The organism is Burkholderia singularis (assembly GCF_001718875.1).
Classification (GTDB): domain Bacteria; phylum Pseudomonadota; class Gammaproteobacteria; order Burkholderiales; family Burkholderiaceae; genus Burkholderia; species Burkholderia singularis.
In genome coordinates this window covers 2,505,407-2,523,974 of the sequence record NZ_CP013448.1, presented here as the reverse complement: position 1 = coordinate 2,523,974, position 18,568 = coordinate 2,505,407, and the positions used below count along the sequence as shown (strand labels likewise).

General features: G+C 63.0%; 19 protein-coding genes and 1 tRNA gene. 10 read left to right on the top strand and 10 right to left on the bottom strand.

The features are described from left to right. Positions 1–61: 61 nt before the first annotated feature. The 5 genes from AQ611_RS11180 to AQ611_RS11160 all read right to left on the bottom strand — a co-directional run bounded on the left by AQ611_RS11180 (position 62) and on the right by AQ611_RS11160 (position 4,329). On the bottom strand, positions 62–1,099 hold the full coding sequence (locus AQ611_RS11180) for a quinone-dependent dihydroorotate dehydrogenase (protein ID WP_059518433.1): 1,038 nt from the start codon (positions 1,097–1,099) through the stop codon (positions 62–64). Positions 1,100–1,211: 112 nt separating this feature from the next. Continuing rightward, entirely contained in the window at positions 1,212–2,042 is an 831-nt protein-coding gene (locus AQ611_RS11175; protein ID WP_059518431.1) for an arginyltransferase, read from the bottom strand. Positions 2,043–2,074: 32 nt separating this feature from the next. Next, positions 2,075–2,836: a leucyl/phenylalanyl-tRNA--protein transferase gene (gene aat / locus AQ611_RS11170; protein ID WP_069234560.1), complete on the bottom strand. Its 762-nt coding sequence runs from the start codon at positions 2,834–2,836 to the stop codon at positions 2,075–2,077. Between the two features lie 8 nt (positions 2,837–2,844). Beyond that, positions 2,845–3,390 carry an NUDIX hydrolase gene (locus AQ611_RS11165; protein WP_059518427.1) on the bottom strand — a complete coding sequence of 182 codons (546 nt, stop codon included), beginning with the start codon at positions 3,388–3,390 and terminating at the stop codon, positions 2,845–2,847. A 360-nt stretch (positions 3,391–3,750) separates the two neighbouring features. Then, positions 3,751–4,329, bottom strand: coding sequence for a TetR/AcrR family transcriptional regulator (locus AQ611_RS11160; RefSeq protein WP_176704098.1), 579 nt, complete (start codon positions 4,327–4,329; stop codon positions 3,751–3,753). Between the two features lie 299 nt (positions 4,330–4,628). On the opposite strand from AQ611_RS11160, the gene AQ611_RS11155 reads away from it, so the two are divergent. The 5 genes from AQ611_RS11155 to AQ611_RS11135 all read left to right on the top strand — a co-directional run bounded on the left by AQ611_RS11155 (position 4,629) and on the right by AQ611_RS11135 (position 10,842). Continuing rightward, positions 4,629–5,771: an acyl-CoA dehydrogenase family protein gene (locus AQ611_RS11155; RefSeq protein ID WP_069234559.1), complete on the top strand. Its 1,143-nt coding sequence runs from the start codon at positions 4,629–4,631 to the stop codon at positions 5,769–5,771. A gap of 82 nt (positions 5,772–5,853) precedes the next feature. Next, positions 5,854–7,059, top strand: coding sequence for an acetyl-CoA C-acetyltransferase (locus tag AQ611_RS11150; protein WP_069234558.1), 1,206 nt, complete (start codon positions 5,854–5,856; stop codon positions 7,057–7,059). A 3-nt stretch (positions 7,060–7,062) separates the two neighbouring features. Then, positions 7,063–9,189 (top strand): 3-hydroxyacyl-CoA dehydrogenase NAD-binding domain-containing protein, encoded by a 2,127-nt coding sequence (locus AQ611_RS11145; RefSeq protein WP_069234557.1) that lies wholly within the window; start codon positions 7,063–7,065, stop codon positions 9,187–9,189. A 70-nt stretch (positions 9,190–9,259) separates the two neighbouring features. Continuing rightward, complete coding sequence (locus tag AQ611_RS11140) at positions 9,260–9,571, top strand: SCP2 sterol-binding domain-containing protein (RefSeq protein ID WP_059518417.1); 312 nt, start codon at positions 9,260–9,262, stop codon at positions 9,569–9,571. After that, a complete protein-coding gene (locus AQ611_RS11135) occupies positions 9,568–10,842 on the top strand; it encodes a CaiB/BaiF CoA transferase family protein (protein ID WP_231935827.1) in 1,275 nt (424 codons plus the stop codon). Before AQ611_RS11140 ends, AQ611_RS11135 begins: the two co-directional genes overlap by 4 nt. 258 nt (positions 10,843–11,100) lie before the next feature. Here the strand turns inward: AQ611_RS11135 and acpP are convergent, their stop codons facing one another. The 3 genes from acpP to AQ611_RS11120 all read right to left on the bottom strand — a co-directional run bounded on the left by acpP (position 11,101) and on the right by AQ611_RS11120 (position 13,457). After that, positions 11,101–11,343 (bottom strand): acyl carrier protein, encoded by a 243-nt coding sequence (gene acpP / locus AQ611_RS11130; protein WP_069234556.1) that lies wholly within the window; start codon positions 11,341–11,343, stop codon positions 11,101–11,103. A 74-nt stretch (positions 11,344–11,417) separates the two neighbouring features. Beyond that, positions 11,418–12,575, bottom strand: coding sequence for a beta-ketoacyl-ACP synthase III (locus AQ611_RS11125; RefSeq protein WP_069234555.1), 1,158 nt, complete (start codon positions 12,573–12,575; stop codon positions 11,418–11,420). A gap of 3 nt (positions 12,576–12,578) precedes the next feature. Further along, entirely contained in the window at positions 12,579–13,457 is an 879-nt protein-coding gene (locus AQ611_RS11120; protein ID WP_269465974.1) for a dialkylrecorsinol condensing enzyme, read from the bottom strand. A 3-nt stretch (positions 13,458–13,460) separates the two neighbouring features. Here AQ611_RS11120 and AQ611_RS26125 point away from each other — a divergent pair, with 3 nt between their 5' ends. Continuing rightward, entirely contained in the window at positions 13,461–13,700 is a 240-nt protein-coding gene (locus AQ611_RS26125; RefSeq protein WP_180978158.1) for a hypothetical protein, read from the top strand. Between the two features lie 566 nt (positions 13,701–14,266). Here the strand turns inward: AQ611_RS26125 and AQ611_RS11115 are convergent. Beyond that, a tRNA-Met gene (locus tag AQ611_RS11115) sits at positions 14,267–14,343 on the bottom strand. Between the two features lie 209 nt (positions 14,344–14,552). On the opposite strand from AQ611_RS11115, the gene AQ611_RS11110 reads away from it, so the two are divergent. Genes AQ611_RS11110 through AQ611_RS11100 form a run of 3 tightly spaced genes read left to right on the top strand, consistent with a single transcriptional unit; the run spans position 14,553 to position 16,563 of the window. After that, positions 14,553–15,050: a heme-degrading domain-containing protein gene (locus tag AQ611_RS11110; protein WP_069234554.1), complete on the top strand. Its 498-nt coding sequence runs from the start codon at positions 14,553–14,555 to the stop codon at positions 15,048–15,050. 4 nt (positions 15,051–15,054) lie between these two features. After that, positions 15,055–15,393, top strand: coding sequence for a DMT family transporter (locus AQ611_RS11105; protein ID WP_059518408.1), 339 nt, complete (start codon positions 15,055–15,057; stop codon positions 15,391–15,393). Between the two features lie 30 nt (positions 15,394–15,423). Further along, positions 15,424–16,563 (top strand): enoyl-CoA hydratase/isomerase family protein, encoded by a 1,140-nt coding sequence (locus tag AQ611_RS11100; protein ID WP_069234553.1) that lies wholly within the window; start codon positions 15,424–15,426, stop codon positions 16,561–16,563. A gap of 86 nt (positions 16,564–16,649) precedes the next feature. On the opposite strand, the gene AQ611_RS11095 is transcribed toward AQ611_RS11100, so the two are convergent. Continuing rightward, a complete protein-coding gene (locus AQ611_RS11095) occupies positions 16,650–17,075 on the bottom strand; it encodes a hypothetical protein (RefSeq protein WP_059518650.1) in 426 nt (141 codons plus the stop codon). A gap of 335 nt (positions 17,076–17,410) precedes the next feature. Between AQ611_RS11095 and ssuD the strand changes: the two genes are divergently transcribed. After that, positions 17,411–18,568: an FMNH2-dependent alkanesulfonate monooxygenase gene (gene ssuD, locus AQ611_RS11090; protein ID WP_059518405.1), complete on the top strand. Its 1,158-nt coding sequence runs from the start codon at positions 17,411–17,413 to the stop codon at positions 18,566–18,568.

Here is an 18,568-nt window from a genome sequence, read left to right as displayed (position 1 = left end):
CGGGACCGGGATGATAGCTAAATAGCAATCGATAGCTAAATATAGTTTGTTTATTTCTATATCAACGGGCGTGATGGTGGGCGAGCGCCTTTGCGCATTCGGCGACGAGCGCCGGACCGCGGTAGATGAAGCCCGTGTAGAGCTGCACGAGCGACGCGCCCGCGGCGAGTTTCGCACGCGCATCGTCGCCCGAGAAGATGCCGCCGACGCCGATGATCGGGATCGCGTCGCCCAGTTCCGCGCGCAGCTTGCGGATCACCGCGTTCGACGCGTCGAGCACCGGCCTGCCGGACAGCCCGCCTGCCTCGTCCGCGTGCGGCAGCCCCTTGACCGCTTCGCGCGACAGCGTCGTATTGGTCGCGATGACTGCTTCGATGCGGTGGCGCAGCAGCATCGAAGCGATTTCCTTGACCTGCTCGTCGTCGAGATCGGGCGCGATCTTCAGCGCGAGCGGCACGTGCTTGCCGTGCAGGTCGGCCAGGCGCTGCTGCTTGTCCTTGAGGGCGGCGAGCAGCGAATCGAGTTCGTTCGCGCCTTGCAACTGGCGCAGGTTCTTGGTGTTTGGCGACGAGATGTTGATCGTCACGTAGCTCGCGAACGGATAGACGCGCTCGAGGCAATACAAGTAATCGTCCGCCGCGCGCTCGATCGGCGTATCGGCGTTCTTGCCGATGTTCAGGCCCAGCACACCCCGGTAGCGGGCCGCCTGCACGTTCCTGACGAACTGCTCGACGCCGCCGTTGTTGAAACCCATCCGGTTGATCAGCGCCCCTGCGTCGGGCAGCCGGAACATGCGCGGGCGCGGATTGCCGGGCTGCGCCCGCGGCGTGACCGTGCCCACCTCAATGAAGCCGAAGCCGAGCGCGGCGAGCCCGTCGATGCACGCGCCGTCCTTGTCGAGGCCGGCCGCGAGGCCGACCGGATTGCGGAACGTCAGCCCCATTACCGTGCGGGGCGCATCGGGCACGCGCGCGGCGAGCGCGCAGGCGAGACCGGAGCGGCCGGCGACGCCGAGCATGCGCAGCGTCAGATGGTGAGCGTCTTCCGCATCCATCTTGAAGAGGGACGCGCGCGCGAGTGGATAAAGGGAGCTGAACACGGGACAGAAGGCAGCAGCCGAAAAATTGACAACCCGTTATTTTAGCCGAGATGCGCTGCCGCGCCCGCCGCGCGGCGGGACGGCCTCATCCGGGCGGCTCAGGCGGCGGGCGTCAGCGCGTGCCGGAATGGCCACCCGGCAGCGGCGCACGCGCGAGCGCGGCGTCGACGGGGGGCAGATCGACGTGCGCCGGATCGAGCACTTTCCAGCGGCCGTCGACGAGACCCTCCAGCGGATGGAAGTTGGCCTTGTACGCCATTTTCTGACTTTCCCCGATCCAGTAGCCCAGATAGACGTATGGCAGACGCAGGCTCTTGGCCTGTTCGATTTGCCAGAGAATGTTGTAGGTGCCGTAGCTCGCGTGGACGTCGTCCGGATCGAAGAACGTATAGACCGACGACAGCCCGTCGCCGAGGATGTCGATCATGCTGACCATGCGCAGCCTGCCCACGTCGCTCGCCGGCGGTTCGTGATCGCGAAATTCGACGAGCCGCGAATTGATCCGGCTTTGCAGCAGAAACTGTTCGTATTGGTCGCGGCTGTCGCGATCCATTCCGCCGCCCGCGTGGCGGGCCGACTGGTAGCGCATGTAGAGCGCGTAGTGCTCCTCGTCGTAATGCAGCGGGGAAACCGTCGCGACGAGTGTCCGATGGCGTTTCCACGTGCGCCGCTGCGTACGGTTCGGCGTGAACGCGTCGGTCGGCACGCGCACCGGCACGCATGCGCGGCAACCGTCGCAATAGGGCCGGTACGTGAACACGCCGGAGCGCCGGAAGCCTGCTTTCACGAGTTCGGTGTAGATGTCCGAATTGATCAGGTGGCTCGGCGTGGCCACTTGCGAGCGCGCGATCCGGCCGTCCAGATAGCTGCACGGGTAGGGGGCGGTTGCATAAAATTGCAGCGCCGAAAGGGGTGAAAGCGGCAGCTCAGTGGGATGAGTCATGGGCGGCTCTCAATGTCTCGTGTCATGCGAAGCTAACGGCCGGCGGCACCCGTCGCCGCCATGCGGCGGCCGAGCAAGCTGGCGATGGCGGTCTTGTCGAATCGCCACGGAATCGCGGGTTGCGCCGCCGCACGGCGCACATGCGCGACAAACGCGCGGCGCGTGATTTCGCGACCGCCGAGCGATGCCAGATGCGACGTGTTTTGCTGGCAGTCTATCATTTCCACTTTATGATCGAGTAGATGCGCGACGAGCGCGGCGAGCGCAATTTTCGACGCGTCGGCGACATTCGCGTACATCGATTCGCCGAAGAACATCCGGCCGAACGATACGCCATAGAGACCGCCCACCCGCTTGCCGTCGAGCCAGGTTTCGATGCTGTGTGCGTCGCCCGCACGGTGCAGCGACGAATACGCGTCGACGATCTCCGGCGTGATCCATGTGCCTTGCTGTCCGCGGCGCGGCGCTTGCGCGCAGGCGCGCATCACGCCGGCAAAATCGTGATCGACGCGGATTTCCCAGCGCGGATCGCGCATCACGCGCTTGAGCGTTTTTCTGAACGTGGCCGAAACCCGGAACTCGGCCGGCGCGAGAATCATTCTCGGATCGGGGCTCCACCACAGCACCGGCTGCCCGTCCGAGTACCACGGGAAGATGCCGTGGCGGTACGCGTCGACGAGGCGCGCCGGCGGCAGATCGGCGCTCGCCGCGAGCAGGCCGGGCGCGCCGCTCGCCGCGCCGAGCGCGTGCTCGACGCTCGGAAACGGATCGCCGGGGCCGAGCCAGGGGACCATGCGCGCGCCTAGCCGTTGCGCAGCGAACGGAAGATATCGCCGGTATGGATGCCGTAATCGCCGGCTTCGCGATCGGCGAAGAAAAAGCGCAGCGTTTGGCTGACAGTCGGAAACGCGATGTCGTCCCACGGAATGTCGGCCTCGTCGAAAAGACGCACCTCGAGGCTTTCCTCGCCCGCCTCGAACGCCGGATCGACAAGCCGCGCAAGGTAGAACAGATGCACCTGATGAACGTGCGGCACGTTCAGCAGCGAAAACAGGTTTTGCACCTCGACGCGCGCGCCCGCTTCCTCCAGCGTTTCGCGCGCGGCGGCCTCGGCCGTCGTCTCGCCCATTTCCATGAAGCCCGCAGGCAGCGTCCAGTATCCGTAGCGCGGCTCGATCGCGCGGCGGCACAGCAGCACCTGATCGCCCCAGACGGGGATCGTGCCGACGACGTTGCGCGGGTTCTGATAATGGATCGTGCCGCAATGGTCGCAGACGAAGCGCTCGCGATTGTCTCCAGGCGGGATGCGCGCGATCACTTCGTGGCCGCAAACGGAGCAGAATTTCATAGAAACGGGTTCGCAAAGAGTGATGCGAGTGTATCACCGGCAGGCGGCATTCTCGAACGCCGCGCAGGCCGGGAGTGGCGGCTGCGTATGCGCGCCGCGCCGGCGCCGCCGGGCGCGCGGCGGCTGTGATGGCGGCAGGCACCGGACTTTCGCCGGGTTTGCCGGGTGTTTGCGCGCGGTTCGCGGGATGTTCGCTGCTTGGCGGCGGTGCATGACGGTTCGCGGCGGCCGCTGCCGATGCAAACCGGTAAGTCGTGCCGGCTGCCGGACGAAGCGCCGCGCGTCCGACAATAGAGCGGGCCTTGATGCGATGGCGCGTGCCGGGCCGTTTGAAACGCCGGGTTTGTCGCGCCAGCCGCGCTAGCCGCGTTCGCCCTTTCCCTCGCGCGGGGGATGAGGGTGCGGATGAGGATTCGCGATTGCCCGCCACAGCATTTCAAACAGTGCATTCGATCGTTGCGCATTCGATTGCTTGATGCGGCGGATTTGATGCATTTGAACGAAACGGAACACGACGCCGTAGATGAAATCGAGGATGGCGACCTTGTCGACTTCGTTCGTCAGGATGCCGCTGGCCTGCCCTTCGGCGATCATGTCGAGCACGACCCGGCTCACCTCGGGCTGCTTGAATGAAATGTCGTTCATCCAGCGCTGGAAATGCACGGTTTCCATGAACAGCTTGATGAAATTGTCATGGCGCTCGAAGAAATCGAGCATGAGCCAGAACACCTTTCTCATCCGGTCCTTGTAGCTTTCAATCGCCTGCAGGTGATCGATGATCCGGTCGCCGAGATGCTTGAGCACGCGCCCGGCACAGGCGAGCCACAGATCCTCCATGCTGCCGTAATACCGGTACAGCGTTTGCAGTGAGCAATGCGCTTGCGCCGCGACTTCGACGAACGAAATCTCGTCGGGCGATTGGTGCGTGGCGAGTCGCATGGTGGCCTCTTCGATGCGAGCCTCGACCGCCGGCCTGCGTTTCGTTGGTGTTTCACCCATAGTTTTCAGAATTGGTTGAGTCTAATGTGTAATGAAATTACATTTTCGATATCAATTCGCGTTTACCCTTGTATTTGAATGTTGACGGGGATTTTCCCCGAAATATACGATGCATTCGCCAATTTGATTTTAATGAAATTTATTTAAGTGTAAATAAATTACATATTTGGGTGAGTGCCGGGCGCGCGTGATCCACGCGTAGCGGCAAGTGCCGGTCGATTTCCCTCGGAGACGTTTTCATGATTCCTCGCACCCTGTTTGGCCCCGAGCACGAAGAGTTCCGCCGGCAGTTCCGACGCTTTCTCGAGCAGGAGGTCACGCCGAATCGCAAGCGCTGGGAAGCGCAGCAGCATGTCGATCGCGATATCTGGAAGCGCGCGGGCGAACTCGGTTTTCTGTGCACGGCGATTCCCGAGGAATACGGCGGCGCAGGCGGCGACCGCCTGTATTCGACGATCCTGATCGAGGAGGCCGCGTATGCGTGCGACAGCAGCCTCGGCTTCGCGCTGCATTCGGACATTTGCGCGCCGTATATCCTCAATTTCGGCACCGACGAGCAGAAACGCCACTGGCTGCCCAAGCTCGCCAGCGGCGAAGTCATCAGCGCGATCGCGATGACCGAGCCCGGTACGGGGTCGGATCTGCAGGCGGTCAAGACCACCGCCGTCGCCGACGGCGACGACTACGTGATCAACGGCAGCAAGATCTTCATCACGAACGGTTATCTGAGCGATCTCGTGATCGTCGTCGCGAAGACGGGCGGCAGCGGCAAGGGCTCGCAAGATATCTCATTGATTCTCGTCGAGGCGGATCGCCCGGGCTTCACCAAAGGCCGGCCGCTCGAGAAGATCGGCATGAAGGGGCAGGATACGGCCGAGCTGTTCTTCTCGGACGTGCGCGTGCCGCGCTCGAATCTGCTCGGCAGCGTCGAAGGGCAGGGCTTCATCATGCTGATGAAGGAGCTTGCGTGGGAGCGGATGATCATTGCGATCACGTCGCAGGCCGCGGCCGAGACGAGTTGGCGGCTCGCGAAGGATTATACGGATCAGCGCAACGTGTTCGGCAAGCCGGTCGCCGCTTATCAAAACACCCGCTTCAAGCTCGCCGAGATGCGTGCCGAGATCGCGATCGGCAGGGTATTCGTCGACCGGTGCCTGGAGCTTGTGCTGAAGAACGCGCTGGCGCCGGATGCGGCGGCTGCCGCGAAATTCTGGATCACCGAGATGCAAAGCCGCGTGACCGACCAGTGCCTGCAATTGCACGGCGGCTACGGCTACATGCTCGAATACCCGATCGCGCGCATCTATGCGGATACGCGCGCGCAACGCATCTACGGCGGCACCAACGAAATCATGCGCGAGCTGGTCGCGCGGTTCATGTAGCGCGGCCGGCGCCTGGCATGCCTGGCATGCCGGATGCCAGCGCAGAAGCGATTCCCCTCGTCCACTCCTGCGGAACGGACCCATGACAGACGCATTCATCTATGACGCCGTGCGCACGCCGCGCGGCAAGGGCAAGAAGGACGGCAGCCTGCATCAGATCACACCGATCCATCTGCTGAAGAATCTCTACGATGCGCTGCGCGAGCGCAACCGGCTCGACACGAGCCGGGTCGATGACGTCGTGCTGGGCGTGGTCACCCCGATCGGCGAGCAGGGCTCGAATCTCGCGCGCGTATCGGTGCTGTACGCGGGGTGGGACGAGCGCATCGCGGGCGTCACGCAGAACCGCTTCTGCGCATCCGGGCTCGAATCCGTGAATCTGGCCGCGATGAAGGTCATGTCGGGGCAGGAGGATCTCGTCGTCGCGGGCGGTGTCGAGAGCATGTCGCGCTGGACGATGGGCTCGGACGGCGGCGCGTGGTACATGGACCCGCGCGTCAACGATGCGCTGCAGTTCGTTCCGCAGGGCATCGGCGCGGATGTGATCGCGACGCAGATGGGCTACAGCCGGCAGGATGTCGACGCATTCGCGCTGCGCTCGCACCAGCGCGCCGATGCCGCGCGCCGCGAAGGGCGCTTCGCGCGCTCGCTCGTACCGGTGCGCGACGTCAACGGCGTGGTGGTGCTCGAGTGCGACGAGACGATCCGCCCGGATACGTCGCTCGAGAAGCTGGGCGCGCTCGAGCCGTCGTTCGCGATGATCGGCCAGATGGGGTTCGATGCGACCGCGCTGCGCAAGTACACCGAACTGGAAGCCGTCGATCACGTGCATCACGCCGGCAACTCGTCGGGCATCGTCGATGGCGCCGCGCTGATGCTGATCGGCAGTCGCGACGCCGGCGCGCAGCAGGGGTTGAAGCCGCGCGCGCGCATTCGCGCGACGGCCGTGATCGGCTCCGACCCGACCATCATGCTGACGGGCACGACGCCGGCTTGCCGCAAGGCGCTTGCCAAGGCCGGCATGAACGCGGGCGATATCGACCTCGTCGAGGTCAACGAGGCATTCGCCGCAGTGCCGATGCGCACCGCGCACGAACTCGGCATCGGGCTCGAGCGCGTCAACGTCAACGGCGGCGCGATTGCGATGGGCCATCCGCTCGGCGCGACCGGCTGCATGCTGCTTGGCACCGCGCTCGACGAGCTCGAGCGCACCGATCAATCGACCGCGCTCGTCACGCTTTGCGTCGGCGCGGGCATGGGTATCGCCACCATCATCGAACGGGTTTGAGCCATGACGACGCATGCCATTCATACCGAGCTGGACCACGACGGCATCCTGACCGTCACGATCGACTTGCCGGGCCGCAGCATGAACGTGCTCGACGACGCGTTCGCCGGGGCGTTCGCAGCGGTGCTCGCGCGTATCGAAGCCGATCAGGCGGTCAACGGCGCGGTCATCACCTCGGGCAAGGCGGATTTCATCGCCGGCGCGGATATCGACCGGCTGTACGCGATCGACACGCCGCAACAAGCGATGCAACTGGCCGACGATTACAAGGCGCTGCTGCGCCGCATCGAGAAAAGCGGCAAGCCGGTCGTGGCCGCGCTCAACGGCACCGCGCTCGGCGGAGGCTACGAGCTTGCGCTCGCGTGCCACCACCGGATTGCCATCGACGATGCGAAGCTGCAGGTCGGCTTGCCTGAGGTCAAGCTCGGCTTGTTGCCGGGCGGGGGCGGCACGCAGCGTCTGCCGCGCCTGATCGGCATTCAGCGCGCGCTGCTGTTGCTGCTCGAAGGCAAGACGCTGCGGGCGGAAAAAGCGCTCGCCGAAGGGCTGATCGATGCGCTCGCGGCCAACCGTGACGAACTGCTGGCGAGCGCGAAAGCCTGGGCGCGGGCGAATCCCAAGCCGGTTCAACCTTGGGACCGCAAGGATTTCCGCATTCCGGGCGGGGATTCGAAGCATCCGGGCATCGTGCAGGTGTTCTCGATCGCCCCGGCGATCGCGAGCGCGAAAACCCAGCGCCTGTATCCGGCCGCCACCGATATCCTGTCGTGCGTATTCGAAGGCTGTCTGCTCGATATCGACAGCGGGCTGCGTGTCGAAAGCCGCTATTTCGCGCATGCGGCAACGTCGCAGGTTTGCCGGAACATGATCGGGACGTTCTGGTATCAGCTCAATGCGCTGAAGAAGGGCGCGTCGCGGCCGGCCGGCGTGCCGGCGTCGCGCGTCGGCAAGCTGGGCGTGCTCGGCGCGGGCATGATGGGGGCCGGCATCGCGTATGCCGCGGCGAAGGCGGGCATCGACGTGGTGCTCAAGGACGTGTCGAAGGAAGCCGCCGAAAAGGGCCGCGACTATTCGGCGCAATTGCTCGACGAGGCGATTGCGAAGCGCCGCAGCACGCCGCAGAAGAAGGAGGCGCTGCTCGCGCGCATCCATCCGAGCGCCGATGCGGCCGATCTGGCGGGCTGCGACTTGATCATCGAAGCCGTGTTCGAGGACCGCGACCTCAAGGCGCGCGTGACGCAGGAGGCCGAGGCGGTGATGGCGCCGGACGGCGTGTTCGCGTCCAACACGTCGACGCTGCCGATCACCGGGCTGGCCGAGGCGTCGAGCCGCGCCGAGCGGTTCGTCGGCATCCACTTCTTCTCGCCGGTCGACAAGATGCCGCTCGTCGAGATCATCCGCGGTGCGAAGACGTCGCCGGAGACGATCGCGCGCGCGTTCGACTTCGTGTTGCAGATCGGCAAGACGCCGATCGTCGTCAACGACGGGCGCGGCTTTTATACGTCGCGCGTGTTCTCGCGCTATATCGCCGAGGGCGCGCGTCTCGTCGCCGAGGGCCAAAACCCGCGGCGCGTCGACATGGCCGCGGTCAAGGCCGGCATGCCGGTCGGCCCGCTCACCGTGCTCGATGAAGTGAGCCTGACGCTGCCGCTCGCGATCATGACCCAAACCCAGAAGGATCTTGGCGACGCGTACCAGCCAAGCGGCGCGGAAGACACGCTGCGCACGCTGGTCGAGCTTGGGCGTACCGGCAAGAAGGACGGCCGCGGCATTTACGACTACGGCGCCGGCGGCAAGCGCGTATGGCCCGAACTTAGCCGGCATTTCGCGCCGCAAGCGCCGCTCGACGAGCACGAAATCGCCGAGCGGGTGCTGTTCGCGCAGGCGCTCGAGGCCGTGCGCGCGTTCGACGAGCAGATCGTCACGAACGTGGCCGATGCGAACATCGGCAGCGTGTTCGCGCTCGGCTTCTGTCCGCAGCACGGCGGCGTGCTGCAATACATCAACGCTTACGGCGTGAAAGCGTTCGTCGCGCGGGCGCAGGCGCTCGCGCAGCGTTATGGCGAGCGCTTTGCGCCGCCTGCGTCGCTGCTCGATATGGCCGAGCGCGGAGCCGTTTTCGCCGATTGATCGCGACCCGGGCGCGCTTGCGCATTTGCGCGCCCGCCTATCGACGTGTCATCACCCTTCAGGAGACACCATGAATGCAGTCGACGCGCTTCAGCAACTGCCGACCCTCTACCGCGGCGGCGACCACGTCAATAAGACGATCCAGTTCGACATTTCGCAGCCGACGTATCTGCGCATCCGCGACGGCCAATGCTCGGCCGTCGAAGGACAGGCCGACGACGCAGATTTGACGCTGCGGCTGTCCGACGACGATCTGGTCGATCTGCTGAGCGGCAAGCTCGACGGCACGATGGCCGTGATGAGCGGCAAGTTGAAACTGTCGGGAGACGTCATGCTGGCTCAGCAGATCGAAACCTTGTTCGATACGAAATCGCTGCTTTGAGCACGCCGCCGAACGCCGATCCCCATCCGGCGATGGAGACTTGCCCCACCAATCCGCTGCTGCGCGGCGTGCGCGTGCTCGATTTGTCGCGCTTGCTGCCCGGACCGTTCTGTTCGCTTTATCTGGCGCAACTCGGCGCGGACGTGATCAAGATCGAGGAGCCCGGCGGCGACTACGCGCGCGCGTCGGCCGAGCTTTTCGAGCAGGTGAATCGCGGCAAGCGCTCGATCACGCTCGATCTGCGGCAGTCCGACGACGTCGCGCGTTTCAAGGCGCTGGTTGCCGAGGCGGACGTCGTGCTCGAATCGTTCCGCCCGGGGGTGATGGACAAGCTCGGCTGCGGCTACGACACGTTGAAGCGGATCAACCCCCGCCTCGTCTATGCGGCGCTGACCGGATATGGCCAGACAGGGCCTTACCGCGATCGGGCGGGCCATGACGTGAACTATCTGGCGATCGCCGGCGTGCTCGACCAGATCGGCGCGCACGGCGGCCCGCCGGCGATGTCGAACCTGCAGATCGCCGATCTTGCCGGCGGTTCGCTGACGTGCGCGATCGGCATCCTGGCGGCGCTGTTCGGTGCGCGCGCGTCGGGTGTGGGTTCGTTCGTCGATGTCGGGATGGCCGATGGCTCCGCCGCGCTGCAAGTGATGGCGCTGGCCGCATTGCGTCAGCACGGCGCGGCGTTGCCGCGTGGCTGCGACGTTTTCACGGGCGCGCTGCCGAACTACGCGATCTACCGATGCCGCGATGGGCGCCATCTCGCGATCGGCGCGCTGGAGCCGAAATTTTTCCGCGCGTTGCTCACGGGCATCGCGCCGGCGCTGCCGGGGTGGGTGAACCGCGTTGTCGCGCGCAAGTTTGCGCCGCGGCCGGCCAGCGCGCCGAGCGCTGCGCCCGACGATCCACAAGCCGCCGCTCGCGCGAAGCTGCAGCCGTTCGGCAAGACAACAACCGATCCGCGCGATGCGCGCCGCATACTCGCGCCGCTGCGCTGGCTGCTCACGCTGCTGTTCTTGACGAGGCCGCGCGATGCGTGGGTCGAACTGCTCGAGGCGGCCGACGCGTGCGTGACACCGGTTCTGACGCTCGGCGAGGCGCTGGACAACGCGCAGTTGCGCGCACGCGGCATGGTATTGGATGACGGCGGCAAGCCGGCATTCAACCTGCCGATCTTTTTCGACAATGCGTGCGCGACACATGGCCCGAGCCCGGCGCTGGGCGCGGATAACGACGGGGTGCTGGGCACGCTCGCGCAACCGATGCGATAGATTCCGCTATGCGCTTCGAAGAGGGGGCGCGCGCGATTTCGGGCGAGCGGCTCGAATGCGCGCCACCCGAAATTTTCTTCTCTGAGTCTGTTTCTGGACCATACGTCTATTCCGAATCGATTTGATACAAGGTATTCCGGAGATACGAAATTTCATCCCGAGCACATTGCGGTTTCCGACTCGCGTACTCAGGCGCGAGTTAATCCACTGGGCGCCGCAGCATTTTCTGAGCGGATCGGTTTTGAGCCATGTCGTAGGCTATTCACGGTTTGCCACGGCTTGTATGTAGTCAACGACCTGTTGCGGCGTTTCGAGCTTATCCGCGTCACTATTGGGAATCGAAATGCAGAGTTCCTCTTCGAGTGTCATGATCAGCTCTACCCGGTCCAGAGAGTCGGCACCCAAGTCGCGAGTGAAAGAGTCAGTGAGTTTGATATTTGCCTCGTCAATACCCAGTTGCTTGGCCGTGACATTTTTGACTTTTTGCGTGACGTCGTCCATTTTTCCATTTCCTTTATTGGCAAGAAAAATTTCTTTAATCTAAAAAGCCGGTTTGGATGAATATGGAGAGGGGCTTATTTTTCAGTTGCAGTCAGATGCATAAACGCACTCGAAAACCGTCCGCTTTCCGGCACGAAGCACAGGATTCGCTGGCCTAAGGCAAGATTGCCTCGTTTGAGTAAATCGTCCAACATGATGTAAATAGAGGCAGCGCCAGTATTTCCTTTGGTTGCGAGATTCGTGAACCAGCGTTTTTCGGGAATAGAGAAGCCGATTTCATCGAGTGCCTGGCCAATAGGCTTACGGAAATATTCGGATGACATGTGCGGCAGGAACCAATCAATATCTTTGGCGGACAAACCTCGCTTTGCGATGACTGTCTGCAGTGGTTTGCTCAGCGTGTGTGAAACAACATTCTCATTGAGCAATCGGACATCCTGCTTGATTGCGAAAATGGAGCGCGCGGCTTGCTCTTCGGGCGAAAAATTTCGCCAGCCGACCGTATTTCCTTCGTCGTTCTTCTCCGCGCCGGCATACATGCACGTGGGCAGCGCGTGCGCATACGAGAATATGTCGATCCAATCGATTTTCAGCGACAGCGAATTTTTGCGCGGCTGGTTTTCGATCAGAACCGCACCTGCGCCATCGGACAGCATCCAGCGCAGGAAGTCTTTCTCGAATGCGATTTCGGGGCGCTGGTGCAACTCGTCGAGTAGCGTTTCGTTTTCTTTTTCGAAGTTGCGCGCGTGCAAGTGTACGGATACCGCTTCGGAGGCGGCCGTGACAGCATTGCGCGTGTTGCCTGACGTAACGGATAAATAGCCATACTTCAAAGCCGTCATGCCGGCGACGCAAATGCCGGAAGTCGCAACGACCTCGCATGCCGGCGTGCCGAGCTGGCCATGAACCATCACGCCGTGATTGGGCATGAGCTGGTCGGGCAGTGTGGTGCCGGTCGACAGGCATTCGATTTCATCGATGGAAAATCGATCGTCACATAAGCCCTTAATCGCTTCGACGGTGATATCGGCGTTGCTGTATTGCGGCAGACCGCTTTCGGCATCCAACACATAATGGCGCTGTTTGATGCCGTTGTTGCGTAGAATAATCGAGCGGGCACGGGACGGCTGGCCCCCGATGTATCCGAGGACTTTTTCGATATGGTCGTTGTCGATTGGGTTGCCGGGTAGAAAACTGGAGACACGGGTGATATAGGCGGGATGGAGGCTCATTGTTTACCTCGATGGGTTAAGGTGACGACTCGATCCAGACGGCTGCTCGTAATAACGTTGCATGCTGTCGAGGCGACCTCGCATGAACAGGCGGATCATCTGACGCACGAAAGAAGAGACGGGAAGAATGAATAGAATGGCGACGACGAGCCAGATCGCGAAAGCGAACAGCATGGCGCGTCTCGCCCAGGGGCCGATTTTTCCGGCCCGCATGATAGCGGCCGACCAGACGCGGAATCCCCGATAGGCGATGCGCTCGCTCAGGATGATCGAAGGGTTGACGGCAACGGCGCCGAGTCCGCTCAGCATTGGCTTCGTATGACGCTCGAGGTCGCCGTTTTTCAACGCAAGTTTGATGGCATCGCCGAAACGAGCGGCGTCGGCAGCGTCTGCAAGTGATACGCCCGCTCGCGGCAGTCCCAACCATGGGCCACGTTTGCCCGTCATCATCCAACGTGGAGTGGTGATCAAAGTTTTCCATGTGGGCGCCCGATCGGTCAGTGCGACGTTGTCGCGCAGGTGCGCGCCGGCTTCTTGCAGAAGCCGCTTCACCGTCTGCTGCGCAGTGAGCCACATATTTCGGCAGACAATGACGGTGATGACAGGGCGTCCCTTCAATAAACGCCGACCCTCGTCACTTTTCAGAAATGCCGTGACCGGTGGCGAAGGACTGAGATACCAGACCTGATAAAACAGAATGATCAAGTCGAACGGCTTTTCATAGTCAAGTTCGAATGGCTCGAGTGCTGGAGGAACGAGTCGGACTGTTTCAGGGAGAATATTCAGAAATTGCCAGAACGACCACGGAAACGAATAATCAGGAATAGGTTTTAATATTAGGTTGCGAATCGTGATCTCACTGCTTGATTCGAGCGGTTGCATGAAATGATTCGCAACTTCGGTCAATTGGCCGCTTTGCGAATATTGAATGGTGAGGATTCTTTTTTTCGGCATTTTATCGGTCTGTCAATTTTATTGCATCGAAGGTGGGTCAAGTATATTTCCATCCGACAAATTGGTTTTGGATTTGGCGATATTGTAGGGGCGTGGAAGCAGGAAAAAATTGAGTTGCGGAAAATTTTTATTTTCTTTGATTTAAATTTAATGGCTGACTTTATTTTTTGATTTGGCTGATGATTTTTGATGGTTGATTTTATTTCACTTTATAATTTATTTTTTTGGATTGATGAATTGTGAATATTATTTGGAAGGCGACCGGCTCGAACTGGCGGGATGGGCTTAGTCGATCGGCGGTGCGGTGTCAATGCATATCGGTCCAGTTGCCTCGGGAACCTGGGAGCTGAATTCAGCTTGGTGACGGCTCCGCGATTTGCCGACAATGGGGAACCTTTACGTTGCCGCTCCGTATCGGCGGATGCTTTGACACCTAGCCGAGATCGTCCGTTGGCATGATGGGGGCGGCCGAGCGTGCATGTGCCACATGCGAGTGTGGATGCCTCGGGGAATTTGTCAGTCAATCAATCGCGGATTGCGGCCGAGCTTGCTGCGCGACATTTCATACGGACTCAGCTAGGCGAGCCCACGCGGAGCGATACCGCAACACATGGCGCAGATGCAAAGCGACGAGGTGGAAATGAGGAGATTAGGCTGAAAAAAGCCGATGCAACTGATGACCCACACCAAGTTCGACTGGCCGAAAGAAAGGCCGAGAATTTGACGAACACTCGGTATGGTTGCGGGGGTAGGATTTGAACCTACGACCTTCGGGTTATGAGCCCGACGAGCTGCCAGACTGCTCCACCCCGCGTCCGACGAAAAACAAGATTATAAAGAGCTTTTCGAGGCAAAGCAATTCCTTTTCGACGATTTTCTTTCGCGCACGGCGTTCGGGGACGGCTGCCGACGGACGCTGAGCTAGAATCGAGCGGTTCTCATAGCCGTTGCATGCCGATGGCGCGCGCAGTCGGCTCTCTCTTATTTTTTGTTTCCACAGACGGACGCACGCACGCTTCATTCATGGATATCGCTCTCGATCTACAGTCGATCGCCGCACAGGAAAAGGCGCTCGTGTTCCCGCAATTCGATGCCGCGCAGGCATGGGCGCTCGGTGCCCGCTTGCGCGAGCTTGCGCTCGCGCGCGGCCACGCGGTCGCCATCGACGTGCGCACGTTCGGCCTGCCGCTGTTCTTCGCGTCGCTCGACGGCGCGACACCCGACAACGTCGATTGGGCGCGCCGCAAGAGCAATACCGTTGCGCACTTCCGGCGCAGTTCATACGCACTCGGCCTGCGCATGCAGCAGGCGGGAACGACGCTCGCCGATAAGCATGGTCTGCCCGCGACCGAATATGCGTCGCATGGCGGCGCGTTTCCGCTGACTGTCGCGAGCGCGGGCGTGATCGGCTCGGTGACCGTGTCGGGGCTGCCGCAGCGCGCCGATCACGAACTCGTTGTCGAGGCGTTGTGCGCGCAGCTCGGCCATGCCTACGACGCATTGGCGTTGCCGAAAGCCTGACGCGATGCGAGTGCCCGGTTACGCATGGCTCGTGATCGCGATCGTCGCCGAGGTGATCGGCACGTCGGCGTTGCGCGCCGCGGACGGCTTCACGAAGCTCGGCCCGACGTTGATCGTCGCGATGGGGTACGGCATCGCGTTTTATTGTTTGTCGATGACGTTGAAGAGCATGCCGGTCGGCATCGTCTATGCGATCTGGTCGGGCGCGGGCATCGTGCTGATCACGCTCGTCGCGCTCGTGCTCTATCGGCAGGTGCCGGACTGGCCCGCGATCATCGGGCTCGCGCTGATCATCTCGGGCGTCGCGGTGCTCAATCTTTTTTCCAATATGCAGGCGCATTGACGGCGCCTGCCTGTCCTTCTTGGCGCGGATATGAACGCTTCTTGTCTTGATTCGTCCGGGGCCGACGTGCGCGCCCAGGTGGCGAACCGCATCGGCTTTCTCGAACTGCACCGGCCGCAGGCGCTCAATGCGCTGTCGACCGGAATGATCCGCGCGTTGTATCACGCGCTCGATGCGTGGCGCGACGATCCGGGCGTGCTCGCGGTCGTGATCCACAGCCCGCATCCGCGCGCGTTCTGCGCGGGCGGCGACGTGCGCTTCTTCTACGATGCGCACCAGCGCGGCGACCGGCAGGCGATCGATACGTTCTTCATCGACGAGTACACGCTGAACCATGCGATCTTCACGTATCCGAAGCCGTATATCGCGCTGATGCACGGCGTCGTGATGGGCGGCGGCATGGGAATCTCGCAGGCCGCGCGGCGCACGGGCGGGCTGCGCGTCGTGACCGATTCGACGAAGATGGCGATGCCGGAAACCCGGATCGGGCTTTTTCCCGATGTCGGCATGAGCTGGTTCCTGGCGCGCACGCCGGGCGTGCTCGGCCGCTATCTGGCAGTCACGGGCGCGACGCTCGATGCGGCGGGCGCGTTGTATGCGGGGCTCGCGGATGCGTATCTGCCGGACGCGGCGCTGCCCGCGTTGCTCGAGATGCTGCGCACCGAGCCGTTCGACGACGGCGCGGCGGTGACGGCGCGGGTGGCGGCCGAAGCGGCGCGGCACACGCCTGCGCCAGCGCCCGGCGCATCGGCGCTTGCCGCCGCGCACGCGTCGATCGACCGGCATTTCGCCGAACCGGACCTCGCCGCGATCGCCGCGTCGCTCGACAGCGAACGCGATGGCGCGGTGCGTGCCGCGTGGGTCGATCGCGTTCGCGACGCGATGCGCGGCCCGCTGTCGCCGCTGTCGATGGCCGTGTCGCTCGAGGTCGTCGAGCGCGCGCGCGGCGCGACGATGGCCGATTGCCTGCGGCGTGATCTGGATTTGACGCGCTCGACGTTTGCGCGCGGCGACGTGATCGAGGGCGTGCGCGCGGTCATCGTCGACAAGGATCATGCGCCGAAGTGGCGCTATTCGACGATCGCCGATGTGCCGGCGCAGGAAGTCGCGCAGATGTTCGACAGCCCGTGGGCAGCCGATGCGCATCCGTTGAAGGCGCTGCGCGACTGACGCGCGAGCGTCCCGGATTACCGATATCGCCGGCGCGATGGTTCGATGCGGGCCTCACGCCGCGCTCACATCGCGGCCGGGCTGCATCATGCGGCGTCGCGGTCCGACATGAAGGCGCGCATGAATACGAGCGCGCCCCAGCCCCAGATCGCGTTCGTCACGAAGCCGACGGCCAGCGGCGGCAGCATGTTGCCGGCGGGCCAAATGCCGCGCAGCGGATCGATGGCGAAAACGCGCGCGGCGGTGAGCGCGACGCCGCCAAACACGAGCGACGGCACCCAAGGCGCCGAGCGTTCGGGCGACACGCGCAGCAGCCAAGCCATCAGAATCGCCCAGCATGCGCTCATGATCGCGTTCGCGACGAATTCAGGAATGCCGAGCGGTGCGAACGGCACGGTCGAGAAACCGGTCGCGTCGATGAGGCCGGCAGTGTGCAGAAGCGTAAGAGTCGCTTCGCGAAAGAAGAAGGCGGCGAGAAAACCGGACAGAAACGGCAGGATTATTTTCTGCATCAGGAGCGCCACGGAAGGGCGCGGCGCCGTCGGGCGCGCGCCGGGTTGTTCATTGCCCGCCATTATATAGACGCGTATGCGCCGACATTCGTTGCAGCAGCACGCTAAGCACGAAAGCGGAAAACCTAAGCTCAAAAAAATCGTTCCTAAACGATATCGCGCTCCCTAGACTGATTTCCCGGAGTCGGCCGGGCCGGCTTGCGTGCGTACCGCATGCAGCGCGCCGCTCGAGGCGAGTGCTCCGTTCATTCGCCAGCGCCGTGCGTGGCACGCGGCGGTGCGCAGCCGCATCGACATCGACCTTTTTTGCACGATCAGTCAGGCAGGAGCATTGCATGAATGTGTTTTGGTTCATCCCCACGCATGGCGACAGCCGCTATCTCGGCACGGCCGAAGGCGCGCGCGCGGCGGACTACGATTACTTCCGGCAGGTGGCGGTTGCGGCCGACACGCTCGGCTACGACGGCGTGCTGCTGCCGACCGGCCGCTCGTGCGAGGATGCGTGGGTGGTCGCCTCGAGTCTGATCGCGCAGACCAAGCGCTTGAAGTTCCTCGTGGCGATCCGGCCGGGGCTGTCGTCGCCGGGGCTTTCCGCGCGGATGGCGTCGACTTTCGACCGTTTGTCCGACGGGCGTCTTCTGATCAACGTCGTGGCGGGCGGCGACGCGGCCGAACTCGAAGGCGACGGTCTGTTCGTCGATCACGACACGCGTTACGCGATAACCGACGATTTCCTGCATATCTGGCGCAAGCTGCTTACCGAATCGCACGAGAACGGCAGCGTGGATTTCGACGGCAAGCATTTGCAGTCCAAGGGCGGCAAGCTGCTGTATCCGCCCGTTCAGCGTCCGCATCCGCCGCTGTGGTTCGGCGGTTCGTCGCCGGCCGCGCACCAGATCGCGGCCGATCACGTCGATACGTACCTGACCTGGGGCGAGCCGCCCGATGCGGTCGCAGCGAAGATCGCCGATATTCGCGCGCGCGCGGCCGAGCGCGGCCGTCAGATCAAATTCGGGATTCGGCTGCACGTGATCGTGCGCGAGACCGAGGACGAAGCGTGGCGCGATGCGGAGCGCCTGATCAGCCGGCTCGACGACGATACGATCGCCCGCGCGCAGCAGGCGTTCTCAAAAATGGATTCCGAGGGGCAGCGCCGGATGGCTGCGCTGCACGGCGGCAAACGCGGTTCGCGGCAGGAACTTGAGGTGTATCCGAACGTGTGGGCGGGCGTCGGTCTCGTGCGCGGCGGCGCCGGCACGGCGCTCGTCGGCAATCCCGAGCAGGTCGCCGCGCGGATGCGCGAATACGCGTCGCTCGGCATCGAGACGTTCATCCTGTCCGGCTATCCTCACTTGGAGGAGTCGTACCGCTTTGCCGAACTCGTGTTCCCGCTCGTCAAGGGCGACGGCCCCGCGCGTCGCGCGGGGCCGCTATCCGGGCCGTTCGGCGAAGTCGTCGGCAATCAGTATTTGCCGAAGGCGAGCGCGAGCTGA